Source organism: Pseudomonas sp. HN2 (assembly GCF_020736465.1).
GTDB lineage: Bacteria > Pseudomonadota > Gammaproteobacteria > Pseudomonadales > Pseudomonadaceae > Aquipseudomonas > Aquipseudomonas moraviensis_A.
This window is the reverse complement of the sequence record NZ_CP085885.1, coordinates 5899463-5918071: the sequence shown is the minus strand read 5'-3', so window position 1 is coordinate 5918071 and position 18609 is coordinate 5899463. Positions and strand designations below refer to the sequence as shown.

Below are 18609 nucleotides of genomic sequence, written 5' to 3'. Positions count from 1 at the left end.
CATTTTCCTTTTGAGGCTGTGCGCATGAAATTTCGTTTTCTTCTGTGGATGATGGGTTTGTTGATGGGTAAGGCCAGCCGGACAAATCCTGCGTTTCAGCAGCAGTTGGGTGACAAGGACTTGGTGTTTCAGTTGCAGACGCTGGATGGGAAAGTGGCGCGGCATTTCGTGGTCAAGGATCAGCGCATCACCAGCAAGTCTGGGGTGGTGGCGGAGCCGGCGTTTGCGATTGCGTTTAAAGACGCCGCGTATGGCTTTGCCACGATGCAGGCGAAGAACAAGCAGTTGGCGTTTATGCAGGGGATTCAGGACAAGTCGATCCAGCTTAAGGGCAACCCTGCGCTAGTGATGTGGTTTCAAGGGTTGATGAAGTATTTGAAGCCGAGGAAGGCTAAGCCTAAGGCTTGAGCCGAGTCTTGATGAGAAGAGCTTTTGTGGCGAGGGAGCTTGCTCCCGCCGGGCTGCGGAGCGGCCCCAAATCCTGAAAGCCGAGTTTTGCCTGACACACCCTGCCGGCTGGTTTTGCGACTGCTGCGCAGTCGAGCGGGAGCAAGCTCCCTCGCCACAGGGGTTTCGCTGAGTTCGTTGGATTGGGGTGGATTCTTCGCGAGCAGGCTCGCTCCCACAGGGATTTTGGTGATCCTTGGGGGAGCGGGCTTGTTTCGTTTTAGGCCTGGCTGAACTGCGAGGCCAGTTCGCGCAGCAGCACTTCGGCTTCGAGGACTTTGCTGACGACATCATTGGCCTTGTCGCGGGTCAGGCCGACGCGTTCGAGCAGCGCATCCGGAATATCTTCATCCGGGCCAGAGCCAATTCCGCGGCTGCGCAGCAAGCGCACGGCCAGGCAGACGAGGTTCGGGTATTCGGCGTAGGCGCCGTCGTAGCTTGGGTCGTGCTGGAAACGCAGGGCGGTGGCCAGTTCGTCCGGCATGTCCCAGTAGCGCATCAGCCACGAGCCGATCTGTTCGCGGCTGATACCGAGCAGGTGTTGCTCGATGTAGCTGTGGCACAGGTGCGGGTTGACCTCCAGGTGGCGGCAGATCAGCGAGAAATGCGGCGGGAACACGTGGGCCAGCAGCAGGTAACCGAAGTTGTGCAGCAGACCGGCGAGGTAGGTCAGGCCGGCTTCCGGGCGCTGGGCGCGCGGCATGGCGCGGGTCAGGCCTTCGATGACCGCGGCGGTGTAGATCGACTGCTGCCAGTACGGCGTGGTGTGTTGCGGATGGTCTTTCGGCAGGCTCAGGGTCTTGCCGAGGGCCAGGCCCAGCGCGAGGTTGATCACCAGATCGAAGCCCAGCACGCGGACGATCGCGTCTTCCACCGAACGAATCTTGCCCGGCGAGGCGTAGTACGGCGATGCCGCCCAGCTCACCACTTGCGCGGCCAGCGCCGGATCGGTTTCAACTACGCCGGTGATGTCGTCGATGGTGGCATTCGGATCAACGCGCAGCTTGATGATTTTTTGCGCGGTTTCGGCCAGCGGTGGAATCTCGATGGTCGCTTCCAGACGCTGCTGGATACGCCGCGCAGTGAACGCCTGCACGGCCTGGGTGATCTCCTCGCGGTCATCGTCCGGGCGGTCGAGGTTGGGGCGGATGCTGCTCAGGGCTTCGCCGAAGTTGGCGGCGCTGGCTTTGGTCAGCATGCTCTTGAAGGCTTCGCTGGTGATTTCCAGCAGCAGGCCCGGCTCGCCGGAGTTGATCAGCAGCTTCGGCTCGCGCAGCAGGCTTTCCTCGTAGAGGCACGGCGAACTGGTGAGCGCCGGCAGGCCCGGCAGCAGACTCAGGTTGTGTTTGCCGAGCATCTTTTCCAGACGCTCGGTGGACACGGCGGTGAGGCGGCGACCAGTGAGTTCGGCGAGGCGATTGAGGTCGAGCAACTGGCTCTGTGGAAACAGCACCATAAGCGCGCCAACGGCGTCGTCCAGCAACACAGCTTGTACCTTGCGCGAGGCATTGAGGCCGTGGTGATCGAGCACTTCTTCGTAGGCGATACCCAGCTTGCCAAGCAGCAGCCGAATTACAGACGGCGCGTGCGGGAGTTCGGGGGCGAGAGCTGCGTCAGTCATGGTCTGTATCCGTTTTTGAAACAATGGCAGGAGTATAACCAGCTCTGTAGGAACGATCCTTCACAAACTGCGACGGTGCTCACACTTGGCCGTATTGCTGCCCATGCCGCAGCCAACGGTCAAGCAACGGGCTGACGTGGGTCGGCCAGCGTTCCAGCAAAGCCTGGGCGGCATCGCGCACGGCGGGCAACAAATCGGCGTCGCGCATCAGGTCGGCGACCTTGAATTGCAGCAGGCCGGTCTGGCGGGTGCCGAGCATTTCCCCGGGGCCGCGCAGTTCGAGGTCCTTTTCGGCGATGACGAAACCGTCGTTGGTCTCGCGCATGATGCCCAGGCGCTGGCGGCCGATCTGCGACAGCGGCGGATGGTAGAGCAGCACGCAATGGCTGGCGGCGCTGCCCCGGCCGACGCGACCGCGCAACTGGTGCAGCTGCGCGAGGCCGAGGCGTTCAGGGTTTTCGATGATCATCAGGCTGGCGTTGGGCACGTCGACGCCGACTTCGATCACCGTGGTCGCGACCAGCAGTTGCAGGTTGCCGGCCTTGAACTCGGCCATCACCGCAGCCTTTTCGACCGGCTTCATGCGCCCGTGGATCAGCCCGACTTTCAATTCGCCAAGGGCGGCGGTGAGATCTTCGAAGGTGGTTTCGGCGGCTTGGCAGGTCAGCTCTTCGGACTCTTCGATCAGCGTGCATACCCAATAGGCCTGACGCCCCTCGGCGCAGGCGCTGCGCACTCGTTCGATGACTTCGACGCGGCGGGTGTCAGTGACCAGCACGGTGTTGACCGGGGTTCGGCCGGGCGGCAATTCGTCGAGGATCGAGGTGTCGAGGTCAGCGTAGGCGCTCATCGCCAGCGTCCGTGGAATCGGCGTGGCGGTCATGATCAGTTGGTGCGGGCACATGCGCCCGCCGACGCCTTTCTGCCGCAGCGCCAGACGCTGTTGCACGCCGAAGCGGTGCTGTTCGTCGATGATCACCAGCGCGAGGTTCTTGAACTGTACTTCGTCCTGAAACAGCGCGTGGGTGCCGACCACCATTGGCGTGCCGCTGGCGATCTGTTCCAGCGCGGCGACGCGGTTCTTGCCTTTGAGCTTGCCGGCCAGCCACGCGACTTCAATGCCCAGCGGTTCGAGCCAGCGCTTGAAGGTGATGAAGTGCTGTTCGGCGAGAATCTCGGTCGGCGCCATCAGCGCGACCTGATAACCGGCCTCCAGCGCCTGCAGCGCAGCGAGGGCGGCGACCACGGTTTTACCCGCGCCCACGTCACCCTGAATCAGCCGCAGCATCGGTTCGTGCTGGCTGAGGTCGTAGGCGATTTCGTTGCCGACTCGCTGTTGCGCACCGGTCGGGTTGAAGCCGAGGTTTTTCAGGTATTTCGGTGGCAGTTTCGTGGCTTTCGGCATTGCCGGCGCGCGCAATGAACGCATGCTTTCGCGCAGACGCTGCTGCGACAGTTGATGCGTCAGTAATTCTTCAAAGGCCAGGCGATGCTGGGCCCAGTGATGACCGAGGGCGAGTTCATCGACGTCGGCATCGGCGGGCGGGTTGTGCAGGTAGCGGATCGCATCGGCCAGCGGCGCCAGTTGATAGTCGCGGGCGAGCTCGGTCGGCAGCCAGTCGGGCAGGGTGCTTGGCTTGAGCAGCGTCAGGGTCTGCATGCACAACTGGCGCAGGCGCTGCTGGGTCAGGCCTTCGGTGAGCGGGTAGACCGGGGTCAGGGTTTCATCCACTGGCGGCGGTTCGTCGCCGGTGATCGCGCGGTATTCCGGGTGATAGATTTCCAGGCCCGAGGCGCCGGGCCGGGCTTCGCCGTAGCAGCGAACCCGCGTGCCACGTTTGAGGCCTTCTTTCTGCGCGTTGCTGAAATGGTAGAAGCGCAGACTCAGGCCGCCGGTGCCGTCCTGCAAGCGCACGACCAGACTGCGGCGGCGGCCCATGACCACATCGGCGCCGCTGACGGTGCCTTCAACCACAGCGTCCTGACCCGGCCGCAAAGCGCCGATCGGCACCACGCGGGTGCGATCCTGATAGCGCAGCGGCAGGTGGAACAGCACGTCCTGCAGATTCTCGAGGCCGACCTTGGCCAGTTTCTCGGCCATGGCCTCGCCGACACCCTTGAGTGCCGTCACCGACACTTGCGACAGCTCCGTCATGACGCTCGCTTAACCGGCCGTAACCGGCGCGGCAGGCTTGGCCACCGAGCACAAGCGAATGGAGTCGGCGAGGATCTCGATGGCTTTCGGCCGTGGGAAGCTCGCGCGCCAGGCAATCGCCACGGTGCGGAACGGCACCGGCGCGGTCAGCGGACGCACTTCGATCACGCCGGGAGCGTAGTGATGGCTGTCCACTGCCGACAGCGGCAGGATCGAGATGCCCAGGCCGGACGCGACCATGTGGCGAATGGTTTCCAGCGAGCTTGATTCGACCGTGGTGTGCTTGGCGCCGTCGTTGCCCTTGGTCAGGGTCGGGCAGGCCTCGAGCACCTGATCGCGGAAGCAATGGCCTTCGCCGAGCAGCAGCAGGCTCTTGTCGTTGAGCAGGCCGGCATCGATGGATTCTTTCTTGGTCCACGGGTGCTGGGCCGGCATGAGCACATAGAACGGCTCGTCGTACAGCGGCAGGGTCAGCACATCGGCTTCGTTGAACGGCAGGGCGATGATGATCGCGTCGAGTTCGCCGTTGCGCAGTTTGTCGCGCAGCACGTGGGTGAAGTTTTCTTCGATGTACAACGGCATCTGCGGGGCGACCCGGTGCAGTTGTGGAATCAGATGCGGGAACAGGTACGGGCCGACGGTGTAGATCGCGCCGACTTTCAGCGGTGCGGTCAGCTGATTCTTGCCGGCCTGGGCCAGTTCACGGATGCCCTGGGCCTGCTCCAGCACTTTCTGCGCCTGGGCGACGATGCCTTCGCCGACCGGGGTCAGGCGCACGGCGCTTTTGCTGCGCTCGAAAATCAGCACACCGAGTTCGTCTTCAAGTTTTTTCACGCCCACCGACAGCGTCGGCTGACTGACGTGGCAACGCTCGGCGGCATGGCCGAAGTGCTGCTCTTGGGCGAGGGTAACGATGTAGCGTAATTCTGTGAGGGTCATAGCAAGCGTCCATGAAGATGCGCGCCAAGCATACCGGCTGCAATCGATAGACGCACGTTATCAGACTGCGGGCTGAGTGCGACACCGGTCGAGGTCGGTTTGCCGCTGGCAGATATGCAAAAGGCACCTTTCGGTGCCTTTTGACATTGTTCTCTCGGCTGGCGGAGAACCTTTGCAGGAGTGAGCCTGCTCGCGATGGCGTCGTGTCAGTCAATCATTCATCGTCTGATACACCGCTATCGGGAGCAGGCTCACTCCTACAGGGTTTTGCGTTGCCTTAGCGGCGACGTTCGAGCGAATAAACAAACGGCGCAACGATTTCGATCGAGCCATTGTTGAGCATGTCGGCTGGCGGCTTGGGCAGCGGTTGAGCGCGGCGGATCATGTCCAGGGTGGCCCGGTCCAGATCAGCGTTGCCGGAGCGGCCTACCAGTTCGAACGACAGCACATTACCTTCGCCATCGACCACGAAGCGCAGACGATTCAAACCTTCCTTGCCACGCGACTGTGCACTTTGCGGGTACTTCTTGTACTTCTGCAAATGCGCGAGCAGGGTGCCTTGCCAACTGGCCTTGGCTGCCAATTGAGCAGGCGATGGGCCGGGTGCGGGCTGGGCGGATTTCTCCGTTGGTGCCTGGGTCGGTTGAGTGTCGGCCGGCTTCTCCTCGGAAGGTTTCTCCTTCGGCGGCTCGGGCAGCTTCTTCTCGACCGGCTTCGGCGGTTTTGGCTTGGGCTTCGGCTTGGGTTTCGGTACCGCGATTTCCGCTTTCGGTGCTTCGGCCAATTTCGGAATCGGCAACTCTTCAACCGGAGCCGGTGGCTGCGGCGGTGTGACGACTTTCGGCGGAGCCGGCGGTGGCGGGGCGGGCAACGGAGCCAGCTCGACCATCATTGCCTGCGGCGGCAATTCGATGGGCGGGCGGGCGGTCCAGTTCAGCGCCAGCGCGATGGCCAGCGCGTGCACGCCCAGCACCACGGCCAGACTACCGCTGTAACGCGTCAGCTTATGGCGCGTCGTGATCATTTCTTGGCTGCCGTCTCAAGACCGACCAGACCGACCTTCAGGTAGCCGGCGGCGCGCAGGCTGTCCATCACGCTCATCAGGTCACCGTAATCCACGCCTTTATCGGCCTGGAAAAAGATGGTGGTGTCTTTCTTGCCCTGGGTCTTGGCGTCGAGGGTGGCGCCGAGGGTTTCGGCCTTCACTTCGTCGTCGCCGAGGAACAGGCGCTGGTCCGCTTTCACACTGAGAAACACCGGTTTCTCTGGCCGCGGCGCCGGTTTGGCGGTCGAGGCGGGCAGATCGACTTTGATGTCCACAGTGGCCAATGGAGCGGCCACCATGAAGATGATCAACAGCACCAGCATCACGTCGATGAACGGCGTGACGTTGATTTCGTGGTTCTCGGCCAGATCGTCGTCTGCGCCTTCTTTCAAATGCAGGCCCATGGCCGATTACCCCACTTTAACCATGTGCGGCTGCGAGCTGCGCTCAGGCTGGTGGTCGAGATCGCGGCTGACCAGCAGCAGGACTTCTGCCGAGGCATCGGAGACCTGCGCCTTGTAACCGGCGATGGAACGGGCGAAGACGTTGTAGATCACCACTGCAGGAATCGCCGCAACCAGACCCAGTGCGGTGGCCAGCAGCGCTTCAGCGATACCAGGTGCGACAACGGCGAGGTTGGTGGTCTGGGTTTTGGCGATGCCGATGAAGGAGTTCATGATGCCCCACACGGTACCGAACAGGCCGACGAACGGCGCGGTGGAACCGATAGTGGCGAGAACGCCGGTGCCGCTGCTCATATTGCGGCCACAGGCAGCGACGAGGCGCTCGAGGCGGAAGCTGACGCGTTCCTTGATGCCTTCCTTCTCGCGGCTGTTGACCGACAGGCGCATCTCTTCGAGAGCGTCGTGGACCAGCAGGTTGGCGAGGGTGCCTTCCTTGCCGGCCGTGGCGCTGGCTTCTTTGAGGGTGGTGGCTTTTTTCAGTGCGGCGATTTCGCCTCGCAGACGACGCTTCGCGCCCATCAGCTCGAAGCCTTTGGCGATCCAGATGGTCCAGGTGATGATCGAAGCGATAGCCAGACCGATCATCACGATTTTCACGATGATGTCGGCGTTCTGGTACATGCCCCACGGCGACAGGTCGTGGGCCATGCCCAAGGTGTTGTCGGCTTCGAGGACTTCAGGTGCGTCGGCCGCATCGACAGCCTGCACCGGATCGGTGGCGGCGGGTGCAGCCGGAGCGGCAGCGGGCGCGCTCTGTTCGGTGGCGGCTGGGGTGGCTGGCGCTTGAGCGTCGGCGAAGGCCGCGGTCGGGGCCAGCATCAGGCTGAGCAACAGAGCCGCGACAGCGCTCCAGGCGCGAGGTCGAGTGGTTGGCGAAGCGGGAGTTTGATTACGTGTCATGCTGGCCGGACCTGAGGTAGAAAAACGTTATTGCTCTTCCAGGCCTCGTGAGGCCGAGAACAAAAGTGGCGTGCATTATTGCAAGTAATTCTTGTTAACAAAAGTAATAGAGTAACTTTTTTTCCACCATTGCTAGCCGTTCGTCCTATGCCAGAGCTAGTCTGTGCCTTTCCGATGGGAGTTTTCTGATGTCCGCGCCTTCTGTTTTGATTGCCGGTTGTGGTGATGTCGGCAGTCGTCTCGCCACGCAATTGCTGGCGGCTGGCTGGCAGGTTCATGGCTTGCGCCGGGACGTTTCCAAGTTACCGGAGGGGGTCATTGGCGTCGCCGGCGATCTGTTCAACGAAGAATGCCCGGCGACCTGGCCAGTGGGCGCTGTGGATTATCTGGTGTATTGCGCTGCGGCCACCGACCATGATGAAGAGGGTTATCGCAAGGCCTATGTGCAGGGTTTGCAGAACGTGTTGAGCTGGCTGGGCGACTACGGGCAAGTGCCCGAGCGACTGATCTTCGTGTCCAGCAGCAGCGTGTACGGCCAGCAGGACGGAGCCTGGGTGGATGAGACGTCCGAGACTGTCGCTGCCGGTTACTCAGGGCGCTTGATGCTTGAAGCCGAGCAGGTCGCGCTCAATGGCGGCATCCCCGCTAGCGTGCTGCGCCTGACCGGCATTTACGGCCCGGGCCGCGAATGGCTGCTGACTCAAGTGCGTCGCGGCTATCGCGTGGCAGTCGAGCCGCCGCTGTATGGCAATCGGATTCATGCCGATGATGCGGCCGGGTTGCTGGCGTTTCTGCTGGAAAAAGACCGCGAGGGCGTGAAGCTGGACGAGCTCTATATCGGTGTGGATGACGCGCCAGCGCCATTGGCGGAGGTGGTGGGCTGGTTGCGCGAATATCTGGGTGTAACTGAATGGGCGGAAGACGCCAGCGTGCGCCGCACCGGCAGCAAGCGTTGCAGCAATGCGCGGGCGAAAGCGTTGGGTTGGGTACCGAAGTATCCGAGTTACCGCGAAGGCTATGCAGCGATCCTGGAAGGTAAGTGCTGACTTTCTGCCTCCACAAAACAACTGTAGGAGTGAGCCTGCTCGCGATAGCGTTGTGTCAGTCGACATCAATGTGTCTGACATACCGCTATCGCGAGCAGGCTCACTCCTACATGGGTTCTATGTGAATTCAGAAGCGGGTTACTGCTTCTCCAGCAACCACTTGCGCTCGCCCGCGGCAAACTGCGGTTGCTCATCCGCCAGCGCAGCATTCACTGCCTGCAGAATCTCCAGTTCCTTGCCCTTGCGCACAAAGATCCAGTTGTTGCCCTGGCCATTGAGTTGCAGCCACATGCTGTCGTTGCCATTGCTCATCGATGCGCAATCGCCGGCCAGGCACAAGGCATAACGGTCAACGCCCGGAAGGCCGGTCACCTGACCGTCAGCCTGGAACTGCACGGTGCCGCCTTCCCCCTGACCGCTGGTGATGGTCCAGTTGCCGCCCAGGTACGCCGAGTACAGCGCGCGTTCGAAGCTCGCACCGATTGGGGCGCCTTCGGGCACCGGGATCTGTGCGCGATCGAAGAGTTGTTCGGGTTCGTTGTCGCTGGCGGCTTGCTGCAGGCGTCCGCCGTCGCGTTTCAGTTCGCTGGCGGAGCTGCCATAGAAGTCGACTTTCCAGGCGCCGGACTCTTGGCCCAGCAACCGTCCTTCGACATTCTCAAAACCGTTGGTGTAGCGAGCCTGACCGGCCTTGGTGTTGACGTCCCATTCCAGATTCGGGCCGTAGGCCTGCAGCGCTTCGCGCAGAGGGCCGCCCTTGGCGGCGGCATCGATCGCCACCTGGTTGATCCAGGTGCCGCTGATGTCGCGGTCGGCAGGGTCGCTGGCGCAGCCGCCGAGGAACAGGGCGAGCAGCGAGAGAGCTAGCGCTTTGCGCATGGTGGAATCCTTTCAAAACCTTTTCTTGCGGCAGTCGGCGCGGCGTTGAAGGCCGCGCCGTGCGCATCACTCGATGACCAGAATGGCATCCATTTCAACCTGCGCGCCCTTCGGCAGCGCGGCCACGCCGATGGCGGCGCGGGCAGGGTAGGGCTGGTCGAAGTACTTGCCCATGATCTCGTTGACCTTGGCGAAGTGGCTCAGGTCGGTGAGGAAAATGTTCAGTTTGACGATGTCCTTGAACGAACCGCCGGCGGCTTCGGCTACGGCCTTGAGGTTCTCGAAGACCTGGACGGTCTGGGCCTCGAAGCCTTCGACCAGTTCCATGGTTTTCGGGTCCAGGGGGATCTGGCCCGACATGTAAACGGTATTGCCTGCCTTGATCGCCTGGGAGTAAGTACCGATGGCGGCCGGGGCCTTGTCGCTGGTGATGACGGTTCTGGTCATGTAGGACTCCTTGTAATAGGCAGGTTATGCGCGCATGCGGGTGATGCGGATCACCCCGGTCAAGGCGCGCAGTTTCTTGATCACGCGGGCCAGGTGCACACGGTCGTGGACGCTGACCACCAACTGCACGACGCTGATGCGACCATCGCGTTCGTCCATGCTGATTTTCTCGATATTGCCGTCGGCCGCGTTGACGCTGCTGGCCAGCAGGGCGATCAGGCCGCGCTGGTGTTCCAGTTCGACGCGCAGCTCGACGTTGAATTCGCCGGTGACATCCTTGGCCCACGAGAGCTGGATGCATTTTTCCGGGTTGTGGCGTATTTCGCTGATGTTGCGGCAGTTGTCCAGGTGCACGACCATGCCTTTGCCCGCCGACAGGTGGCCGACGATCGGGTCGCCCGGGATCGGCGTGCAGCACTTGGCGTAGCTGAGCACGAGACCTTCGGTACCGCGAATCGCCAGCGGACCTTCCGGACTTGGCAACTGTTCGCCTTCGCCCAACAGCCGGCGGGCGACCACGTAGGCCATGCGGTTGCCCAGGCCAATGTCTTCGAGCAGGTCTTCGATCAGCTCGAGGCGGTACTCGGTGAGCATCGCCTTCACGCGCTCGGCCGGAATTTTTTCCAGGGAGCTGTCGAAACCGTTGAGCACCTTATTCAGCAGGCGCTCGCCGAGGCTGATGGACTCGGAGCGGCGTTGCAGCTTCAGCGCATGGCGGATGTGCGTACGCGCCTTGCCGGTGACCACGAAGTTGAGCCACGCCGGGTTCGGCCGTGCGCCGGGGGCGCTGACGATCTCGACCGTGGAACCGCTTTGCAGCGGTTCGGACAGCGGTGCGAGGCGACGGTTGATCCGGCAGGCGATGCAGCTGTTGCCGACGTCGGTGTGCACTGCGTAGGCGAAGTCGACCGCTGTCGAGCCTTTCGGCAGCTCCATGATCCGGCCTTTGGGCGTGAACACGTAGACCTCGTCCGGGAACAGGTCGATCTTCACGCTTTCGATGAACTCCAGCGAGTTGCCAGCGCGTTGCTGCATTTCCAGCACGCCTTTGACCCACTGGCGGGCGCGGGCATGGGTGCCTTTGGGCTGTTCGTCACCGCTGGATTTGTACAGCCAATGGGCGGCGATGCCGTTGTTGGCCATCTCTTCCATTTCGCGGGTACGGATCTGGATCTCGATCGGTACGCCGTGCATGCCGAACAGCGTGGTGTGCAGCGACTGATAGCCGTTGGCCTTGGGGATCGCGATGTAATCCTTGAAGCGCCCCGGCAGCGGCTTGTACAAATTATGCACAGCACCCAGCACGCGGTAGCAGGTATCGACCTTGTCGACGATGATCCGGAACGCGTAGACGTCCATGATCTCGTTGAAGGCCCGACGCTTGCCGCGCATTTTCTTGTAGATGCCGTAGAGGTGTTTCTGACGACCGCTGACTTCGCCCTGGATGCCGTCGATGGCGAGGCAGTGGCCAAGGGACTCTTCGATCTTGTTGACGATTTCCTTGCGGTTGCCCCGGGCGCGTTTGACCGCCTGGTAGATTCGCGCGGAACGCATCGGGTGCATGGCCTTGAAGCCGAGGTCTTCGAACTCGATGCGGATCGCGTGCATGCCCAGCCGGTTGGCGATGGGTGCATAGATCTCGAGGGTTTCCTTGGCGATGCGCCGACGTTTTTCGCCGGACAGCACTTCCAGCGTGCGCATGTTGTGCAGGCGGTCGGCGAGCTTGACCAGGATCACCCGGATGTCGCGCGCCATGGCCATGGCCATCTTCTGGAAGTTTTCCGCCTGGGCTTCGGCCTTGGTCTCGAAGTTCATCTGGGTCAGTTTGCTGACCCCGTCGACCAGTTCCGCCACGGTTTCACCGAACTGCGCCTGCAGCGCTTCCTTGGCGATCCCGGTGTCTTCGATCACGTCATGCAGCATGGCGGCCATCAGGCTCTGATGGTCCATGTGCATGTCGGCAAGAATATTCGCCACGGCAAGAGGATGCGTGACGTACGCCTCGCCGCTGCGACGGCGTTGACCGTCATGGGCTTGTTCGGCGTAGAAATACGCTCGGCGAACCAGGTTGACCTGGTCGTTGCCGAGGTAGGTCGATAAGCGATCGGCGAGGGCGTCTATGCTCGGCATGATGATTCCTGCCGAAAGCTGTGACCCCGCGCCGTGCTACGTCGACCAGGCATAGGCTTAGACGGCCTCGTTCGACTCGTCCTCGAACGCTGCGAACAGCGGTTCATCCTGGACGATTTCCTGCTCGGCGATGAACTCGTAGCTCATCAGGCCTTCAGCAATTTCACGCAGCGCGACAACGGTCGGCTTGTCGTTTTCCCACTGCACCAATGGCTCTTTGCCGCCGGTGGCCAGTTGACGGGCACGCTTGGTAGAGAGCATGACCAGCTCAAAGCGGTTTTCCACGTGTTCTAGGCAGTCTTCAACGGTTACGCGGGCCATGGTATTCCTCGGAGCGAATGCAATATGCGCGCTGCCCGGTTGGGCGAGCGGACTGAGCAGTTTAAAAAATCACCAGCGATTAGGGAAGCGCTGATTTTTTGACCAGACCCTTCAACGCGCTGCAAGCACCAATGTAAAGCGCTTGCAGGCATTTTGGGAAGTGCTGTTTTAACCGAGCAGTTCGGCCAGCAATTTGCCGAAACGCACTTGCTGGCGTTTCTGTTGCAGCTGATTGGCGCGGAAAATCGCCTTCAGATCGTTCAGCGCGTGGGCAAAATCGTCATTGATGATCAGGTAGTCGTAATCGACATAGTGGCTCATCTCGCTGACCGCTTCACGCATGCGGCCGTCAATGATCTCGTCGCTGTCCTGGCCGCGGTTGGTCAGGCGCTGGTGCAGGGCTTGCAGCGATGGCGGCAGGATGAAGATCGAGCGCGCTTGCGGCATCAGCTTGCGCACTTGCTCGGCGCCTTGCCAGTCGATTTCCAGAATCAGGTCGTGACCTTCGTCCAGCGTCTGTTGCAAACGGCTTTGCGAGGTGCCGTAGAAGTTGCCGAAGACTTCGGCGCGTTCAAGGAAGTCGCCGTGCTCGCCCATCTTCACGAACTCTTCGCGGGTCACGAAGTGGTAGTTCACGCCATCCACTTCACCCGGACGCATGGCGCGGGTGGTGTGCGAGACCGAAACGCGGATCTCCGGATCGGCGTCGGTCAACGCCTTGACCAGACTGCTCTTGCCCGCGCCCGATGGCGCGGAAATGATGTACAGGGTGCCGGTGTGTTGGGTCATGTCGGGGTAGCCTTACTCAATATTCTGCACTTGTTCGCGCATCTGCTCGATCAACACCTTGAGGTTGACGGCGGCCTGGGTGCTGCGCGGGTCGAAGGCTTTGGAGCCCAGTGTGTTGGCCTCGCGGTTGAGCTCCTGCATCAGGAAGTCCAGACGCCGCCCGGCGGCACCACCGGATTTGAGCACCCGGCGAACTTCGATGATGTGTGTGCTCAGGCGATCCAGTTCTTCGGCCACGTCGCTTTTTTGCGCGAGGATGACCATTTCCTGTTCCAGACGTTGCGGGTCGAGCTCAGCTTTCATGTCGGCAAAGCGGTCGAGGACTTTCTGGCGCTGGGTGGCGAGCATCTGCGGCACCAGTTCACGCAGGGTCACCACGTCCTCTTCGATGGAGGTCAGGCGGTCATTGATCAAGCGAGCCAGCTCCGCGCCTTCGCGCTCGCGGCCAGCCTTCAGATCCTTCAATCCCTGATTGAACAGCGCCAGCGCTTCGGCGTTCAGCGCTTGCGGGTCGGTCGCATCGGCCACCAGCACGCCGGGCCAGGCCAGCACTTCCAGCGGATTCAGCGCAGCGGGATTCTTGATCAGCCCGGCCACGGTTTCCGCAGCGGCAACCAGTTGCGCGGCGCGCTCGCGGTCGACTTGCAGCGGCTTGCCGGTGCTTTCTTCGGTGAAGCGCAGCGTGCACTCCAGTTTGCCCCGCGACAGGCCCTGACGCAGCGCTTCACGCACGGCGCCTTCGAGGTCGCGAAATGATTCGGGCAAACGCAGGTGCGGTTCCAGATAGCGGCTGTTGACCGAGCGCAGTTCCCAGCTCAGGGTGCCCTGAACGCCGGCTTTCTCGACGCGGGCGAAGGCGGTCATGCTGTGCACCATGGCGGTGACCTCGCAATGCAGATCGGCGCGAAACGCTGTTTCGCAGGCGCGATTTCAATGAATTTAAGCCGACTGGCAGCAAAGGCGCAGGATTGTAGCGCAGTGCGGCGAATGCGCCCAAACACACGGTGTGACAAAGCGCTGCAGCCCGTCGGTTATGCGCGCTTGAGGCGCTTCGGTCGTCGGCCGGCGGTTTTAACCAGTGCCCCTCGCGGTGCAGCGCTCTATAATGCTCGGCAGTTTTCCGTCCTCAGTACAGGTATCCCTATGAAACGTCCAAGTGGTCGCGCTGCCGATCAGCTCCGCTCGATCCGCATCACCCGCAACTACACCAAACACGCCGAGGGATCCGTACTGGTCGAATTCGGTGATACCAAAGTCATCTGCACCGTCAGCGTCGAAAACGGCGTGCCGCGTTTCCTCAAAGGCCAGGGCCAGGGCTGGCTGACTGCCGAGTACGGCATGCTGCCGCGCGCCACCGGCGAGCGTAACCAGCGTGAAGCCAGCCGTGGCAAGCAGGGCGGTCGTACTCTGGAAATCCAGCGTCTGATCGGCCGCTCCCTGCGCGCGGCGCTGGATATGTCCAAGCTCGGCGACGTGACCCTGTACGTCGATTGCGACGTGATCCAAGCCGATGGCGGTACTCGTACTGCGTCCATCACCGGCGCCATGGTTGCGCTGGTCGATGCCCTGAAAGTGATCAAGAAGCGCGGCGGCCTGAAAGGCGGCGATCCGCTCAAGCAAATGATCGGCGCGGTCTCGGTGGGCATGTACCAGGGCGAGCCGGTGCTGGATCTGGACTATCTTGAAGATTCCGCAGCCGAAACCGACCTGAACGTGGTGATGACCAGCACCGGTGGTTTCATCGAAGTGCAGGGCACCGCCGAAGGCGCGCCGTTCCAGCCTGAAGACTTGAACGCCATGCTGGAATTGGCGAAGAAAGGCATGAACGAGATCTTCGAATTGCAGAAGGCTGCACTGGCCGACTGAAGTTCTTGACCACAAGGAGGATGTGATGAGTGATGAGCAAGAGTTGCTGCCCAAACCGAGCCAGGAGGTTCGCCAGTGGGCGATGTTCTGTCACTTGTCCGCCTTGCTGGGGATCTGGATTCCGTTCGGCAATCTGATCGGGCCGCTGATCCTTTGGCAGATGAAGCGCGAGAAGGACCCCTTCATCGACGCGCAGGGCAAAGAGGCGCTGAATTTTCAGATCACGGTGGCGATTGCATCAATGATCTGCTTCCTGCTCATGCTGCTGATCATCGGTTTCTTCCTGTTTGGTTTGCTGGCGATTGCGGCGCTGGTCCTGACGATCATTGCAGGTGTCAAAGCCAACGAAGGTTTCCCCTACAGATATCCGTTCACCTGGCGATTGATCAAGTGAAAGTCTGTTGTATCGCAATATGAAAATGCCCCGACTTATCGGGGCATTTTTATTTGTGCAACTAAATAATTGGGTTTTGTTGTAGGACTAGTCTGTTAACGATGTGCGGCTTGGCATTGATCTACTGATATTTCTCTATTACATCTTTGGTCACAACTGATCGGGCAAGTGTATATTCCGGTCCTTGTTATTCGCGCAAGCTGGTTGTTAAAGTTGCCCGGTGTAATGTTTCGATTGAAACATTTCGATATGTTCAAGCCAACGATGGCACTTGAACTCCCCAGTAATCAGTGTTGAGAAAATCAGCCGGTTCACCCGTCGGGCCCAGGTAAATGCTCGCCTCGTGAATACTTAGCCAAGAATAATCCACATGATTGAGCTCGATTTCTACGGCACGCTCGTGGCCGCTTCATTAGTGCTGCTTCTCGGGCGCGGACTTGTAACGCGTGTCGGCTTTCTACGAAGTTACAATATTCCTGAACCGGTAGCGGGTGGCCTGGTGGTTGCCGTGCTCCTGTTGATATTGCGCACTTTCGATATAGAAGTCCGCTTCGATACTTCATTGCAAACACCGTTGATGTTGGCGTTCTTTGCCACGATTGGCTTGAGTGCCGACCTTGCCAGTCTGAAAAAAGGCGGGCGCATTGTCGGCATCTTCCTGCTGGCAGTCATTGGCTTGCTGGTGGTGCAAAACGCCATGGGAATAGGGTTGGCAACTTTGCTCGGGCTTGATCCCTTGATGGGCTTGCTGACGGGCTCGATCACCCTTGCCGGTGGTCACGGCACGGGCGCCGCGTGGGGCGCGGTGTTCAGCGAGAAATATGGTCTGGCCTCGGCTTCGGAGCTGGCGCTGGCCTCAGCGACGTTCGGACTGGTCCTGGGGGGACTGATCGGTGGTCCCGTTGCGCGGTTGCTGATCAAGCGTGTGCAGGTGCCGGGCTGCAGTCCCCAGCAAGCACCGCGACTGCCAAGAGGTTTTGAACAGCCGAACAAAGAACGTTCGATCACGCCCTTTTCGTTCGTCGAGACACTGGCGCTGATTGCCGTCAGCCTGCTCGCTGGCAATCTGTTGAATGGTTTGCTCCACGGCACTGCGTTCGAGCTGCCGACCTTTGTCTGTGTGCTGTTCGTGGGTGTGGTGTTGCGTAACGGATTATCAGCGCTTGGCTTGTATCAGGTATTCGAGCGTGAAGTTTCTGTGCTCGGCAATGTCAGCCTCTCCCTGTTTCTGGCGATCGCGCTGATGTCGCTGAAGCTTTGGGATCTGGCAGCGTTGGCATTGCCGATCTTCATCATTCTGGCCGTGCAGGCGCTGGTCATGGCGCTGTTCGCGATTTTTGTAACGTTTCGGGTAATGGGCAGCAACTATGATGCTGCCGTGCTTGCTGCGGGGCATTGCGGCTTTGGGCTGGGTGCTACGCCGACGGCCATTGCCAACATGCAAGCAGTGACGCAACGGTATGGGCCTTCGCAGATCGCGTTTCTGGTGGTGCCGATGGTAGGAGCGTTCTTCATCGATATCGTTAACGTCATCGTGATCAAGCTGTACCTGACCTTGCCATTCTTCGCTGCGGTCTAGGAAGCACGGCGCATAAAAAATGCCCGCATCTCACGATGCGGGCATTTTCTTTGGCTGCGATAAAACGCTTAGATGGTCAGCGTCCAGTCGTAATCGACGATCAATGGCGCGTGCTGCGAGAACCGTGGCTGACGCGGCAGGCGTGCGCTACGCACCGAGCGACGCAGGCCCGGGGTCAGGATCTGGTAATCGAAACGCCAGCCCAGATTGAGCATCTCGGCCTGTTCGTTATCCGGCCACCAGCTGTACTGGTCGCCTTCGCGACTGACTTCGCGCAGCGCATCGACATAGCCCATGTTGCCGACAATCTCGTCCATCCAGGCGCGTTCCGGCGCCAGGAAGCCTGGAGACTGCTGGCTGTCGCGCCAGTTCTTGATGTCGAGTTTCTGCTGCGCAACGTACAGCGAGCCACAGTAAATGTACTCGCGACGTTTGCGTCGCTGTTTGTCCAGGTACTTGCCGAAATCGTCCATGAGCTTGAACTTCTGGTTCAAGTCCTCATCGCCGTTCATCCCCGAGGGAAACAGCAAGGTGGCAATACTGACTTTGTCGAAATCTGCTTGCAGGTAGCGCCCGTAGCGGTCGGCCGTCTCGAAACCGAGACCGCTGATGACAGCCTTCGGTTGCAACCGCGAATACAAAGCCACGCCGCCTTGGGCAGGGACTTCGGCATCGCAGGCATAAAGGAAGTAGCCATCCAGTTGGAAGGCTGGGTCATCCAGTTCAAAGGCGGAGGCACGGGTGTCCTGCAGGCAGATGACGTCGGCATTCTGGGCTTGCAGCCAACTGAGCAAACCGCGCTCGACTGCCGCCTGAATACCATTGACGTTCACACTGATGATCCGCATAAATGGCCCCAAAAATCGCGTGCGTGTATGATACACGGCGTCAAGCTAATTAGCTAAATCCGTGGTATTTGGGGTTTTTTTCATGCAAGCGTATCAGCGCGATTTCATTCGTTTTGCCATCGATCGCGGCGTTTTGCGCTTCGGTGAGTTCACCCTGAAGTCCGGACGCACCAGTCCCTACTTCTTCAACGCCGGCCTGTTCAACTCGGGTTCGGCCCTGGCGCAACTGGGGCGTTTCTACGCTGCGGCCATCGCCGAAAGCGGCATCCCCTTCGACGTTCTGTTTGGCCCGGCCTACAAAGGCATTCCACTGGCGGCGACTACCGCCGTTGCGCTGGCCGAACATCACGACCGTGATCTGCCATGGTGCTTCAACCGCAAGGAAGCCAAGGCCCACGGCGAGGGCGGCAGCCTGGTCGGCGCACCGCTGACTGGCGAAGTCTTGATCATCGACGACGTGATCACCGCAGGCACCGCCATTCGCGAAGTGATGCAGATCATCGCTTCCCAGGACGGCGCCAAGGCCGCCGGCGTGCTGATCGCGCTGAACCGTCAGGAGCGTGGCAACGGCGAGCTGTCGGCCATTCAGGAAGTCGAGCGCGACTTCGGCATTCCGGTGATCAGCATCGTGTCGCTGAATCAAGTGTTGGAGTTCCTCGCCGACGATCCACAGCTCAAGCAGCACCTGCCAGCCGTGGAAGCCTATCGCGCCCAATTTGGCGTGTGACCAATGTGGGAG

Annotated in this window: 19 protein-coding genes; 6 read left to right on the top strand and 13 right to left on the bottom strand. The window is 60.8% G+C overall.

Going from position 1 to position 18609, the window contains the following annotated elements; genetic code table 11:
• The first annotated feature begins 24 nt into the window (after positions 1–24).
• Positions 25–408 (top strand): SCP2 sterol-binding domain-containing protein, encoded by a 384-nt coding sequence (locus LIS66_RS26395; RefSeq protein WP_227973304.1) that lies wholly within the window; start codon positions 25–27, stop codon positions 406–408.
• A gap of 259 nt (positions 409–667) precedes the next feature.
• On the opposite strand, the gene LIS66_RS26390 is transcribed toward LIS66_RS26395, so the two are convergent.
• From LIS66_RS26390 to exbB, 6 genes are all read right to left on the bottom strand, one after another.
• On the bottom strand, positions 668–2068 hold the full coding sequence (locus tag LIS66_RS26390; RefSeq protein WP_042608106.1) for an aminoacyl-tRNA deacylase and HDOD domain-containing protein: 1401 nt from the start codon (positions 2066–2068) through the stop codon (positions 668–670).
• A gap of 79 nt (positions 2069–2147) precedes the next feature.
• Positions 2148–4223, bottom strand: coding sequence for an ATP-dependent DNA helicase RecG (recG, locus tag LIS66_RS26385; protein WP_041476627.1), 2076 nt, complete (start codon positions 4221–4223; stop codon positions 2148–2150).
• Between the two features lie 9 nt (positions 4224–4232).
• The gene (locus LIS66_RS26380; protein WP_024014805.1) at positions 4233–5162 is read right to left on the bottom strand and encodes a hydrogen peroxide-inducible genes activator; all 930 of its coding nucleotides are present in this window, start codon (positions 5160–5162) and stop codon (positions 4233–4235) included.
• 277 nt (positions 5163–5439) lie between these two features.
• Positions 5440–6186 carry a TonB family protein gene (locus tag LIS66_RS26375; RefSeq protein WP_042608108.1) on the bottom strand — a complete coding sequence of 249 codons (747 nt, stop codon included), beginning with the start codon at positions 6184–6186 and terminating at the stop codon, positions 5440–5442.
• On the bottom strand, positions 6183–6611 hold the full coding sequence (gene exbD, locus LIS66_RS26370; protein ID WP_016772535.1) for a TonB system transport protein ExbD: 429 nt from the start codon (positions 6609–6611) through the stop codon (positions 6183–6185). The genes LIS66_RS26375 and exbD overlap by 4 nt, the downstream gene beginning before the upstream one ends.
• A 6-nt stretch (positions 6612–6617) precedes the next feature.
• Entirely contained in the window at positions 6618–7571 is a 954-nt protein-coding gene (exbB, locus tag LIS66_RS26365) for a tonB-system energizer ExbB (RefSeq protein ID WP_024014803.1), read from the bottom strand.
• A 188-nt stretch (positions 7572–7759) separates the two neighbouring features.
• Between exbB and LIS66_RS26360 the strand changes: the two genes are divergently transcribed.
• Complete coding sequence (locus tag LIS66_RS26360; RefSeq protein WP_227973303.1) at positions 7760–8617, top strand: SDR family oxidoreductase; 858 nt, start codon at positions 7760–7762, stop codon at positions 8615–8617.
• Positions 8618–8755: 138 nt separating this feature from the next.
• Here LIS66_RS26360 and LIS66_RS26355 read toward each other — a convergent pair whose 3' ends face one another.
• The 6 genes from LIS66_RS26355 to LIS66_RS26330 form a co-directional block, all read right to left on the bottom strand.
• Positions 8756–9496, bottom strand: coding sequence for a hypothetical protein (locus tag LIS66_RS26355; RefSeq protein ID WP_042608111.1), 741 nt, complete (start codon positions 9494–9496; stop codon positions 8756–8758).
• A gap of 66 nt (positions 9497–9562) precedes the next feature.
• Entirely contained in the window at positions 9563–9943 is a 381-nt protein-coding gene (locus tag LIS66_RS26350; protein ID WP_064365115.1) for a RidA family protein, read from the bottom strand.
• A 24-nt stretch (positions 9944–9967) separates the two neighbouring features.
• On the bottom strand, positions 9968–12073 hold the full coding sequence (gene spoT / locus LIS66_RS26345; protein ID WP_007920338.1) for a bifunctional GTP diphosphokinase/guanosine-3',5'-bis pyrophosphate 3'-pyrophosphohydrolase: 2106 nt from the start codon (positions 12071–12073) through the stop codon (positions 9968–9970).
• A 57-nt stretch (positions 12074–12130) separates the two neighbouring features.
• Positions 12131–12394: a DNA-directed RNA polymerase subunit omega gene (gene rpoZ / locus LIS66_RS26340; protein WP_008030604.1), complete on the bottom strand. Its 264-nt coding sequence runs from the start codon at positions 12392–12394 to the stop codon at positions 12131–12133.
• Positions 12395–12562: 168 nt separating this feature from the next.
• On the bottom strand, positions 12563–13183 hold the full coding sequence (gene gmk, locus LIS66_RS26335; protein WP_065616366.1) for a guanylate kinase: 621 nt from the start codon (positions 13181–13183) through the stop codon (positions 12563–12565).
• Between the two features lie 12 nt (positions 13184–13195).
• Positions 13196–14059 (bottom strand): YicC/YloC family endoribonuclease, encoded by an 864-nt coding sequence (locus LIS66_RS26330; RefSeq protein ID WP_016770639.1) that lies wholly within the window; start codon positions 14057–14059, stop codon positions 13196–13198.
• 267 nt (positions 14060–14326) lie between these two features.
• Between LIS66_RS26330 and rph the strand changes: the two genes are divergently transcribed.
• The 3 genes from rph (at position 14327) to gltS (ending at position 17022) form a co-directional block, all read left to right on the top strand.
• Positions 14327–15049, top strand: coding sequence for a ribonuclease PH (rph, locus tag LIS66_RS26325; RefSeq protein ID WP_027610407.1), 723 nt, complete (start codon positions 14327–14329; stop codon positions 15047–15049).
• 25 nt (positions 15050–15074) lie between these two features.
• Positions 15075–15443: a DUF4870 domain-containing protein gene (locus LIS66_RS26320; protein ID WP_016772541.1), complete on the top strand. Its 369-nt coding sequence runs from the start codon at positions 15075–15077 to the stop codon at positions 15441–15443.
• Positions 15444–15813: 370 nt separating this feature from the next.
• On the top strand, positions 15814–17022 hold the full coding sequence (gltS, locus tag LIS66_RS26315) for a sodium/glutamate symporter (RefSeq protein ID WP_042608113.1): 1209 nt from the start codon (positions 15814–15816) through the stop codon (positions 17020–17022).
• Positions 17023–17090: 68 nt separating this feature from the next.
• On the opposite strand, the gene LIS66_RS26310 is transcribed toward gltS, so the two are convergent.
• Positions 17091–17870, bottom strand: coding sequence for an exodeoxyribonuclease III (locus LIS66_RS26310; protein WP_016772543.1), 780 nt, complete (start codon positions 17868–17870; stop codon positions 17091–17093).
• A gap of 82 nt (positions 17871–17952) precedes the next feature.
• Between LIS66_RS26310 and pyrE the strand changes: the two genes are divergently transcribed.
• Positions 17953–18597, top strand: coding sequence for an orotate phosphoribosyltransferase (gene pyrE, locus LIS66_RS26305; RefSeq protein ID WP_042608114.1), 645 nt, complete (start codon positions 17953–17955; stop codon positions 18595–18597).
• Positions 18598–18609 lie beyond the last annotated feature (12 nt).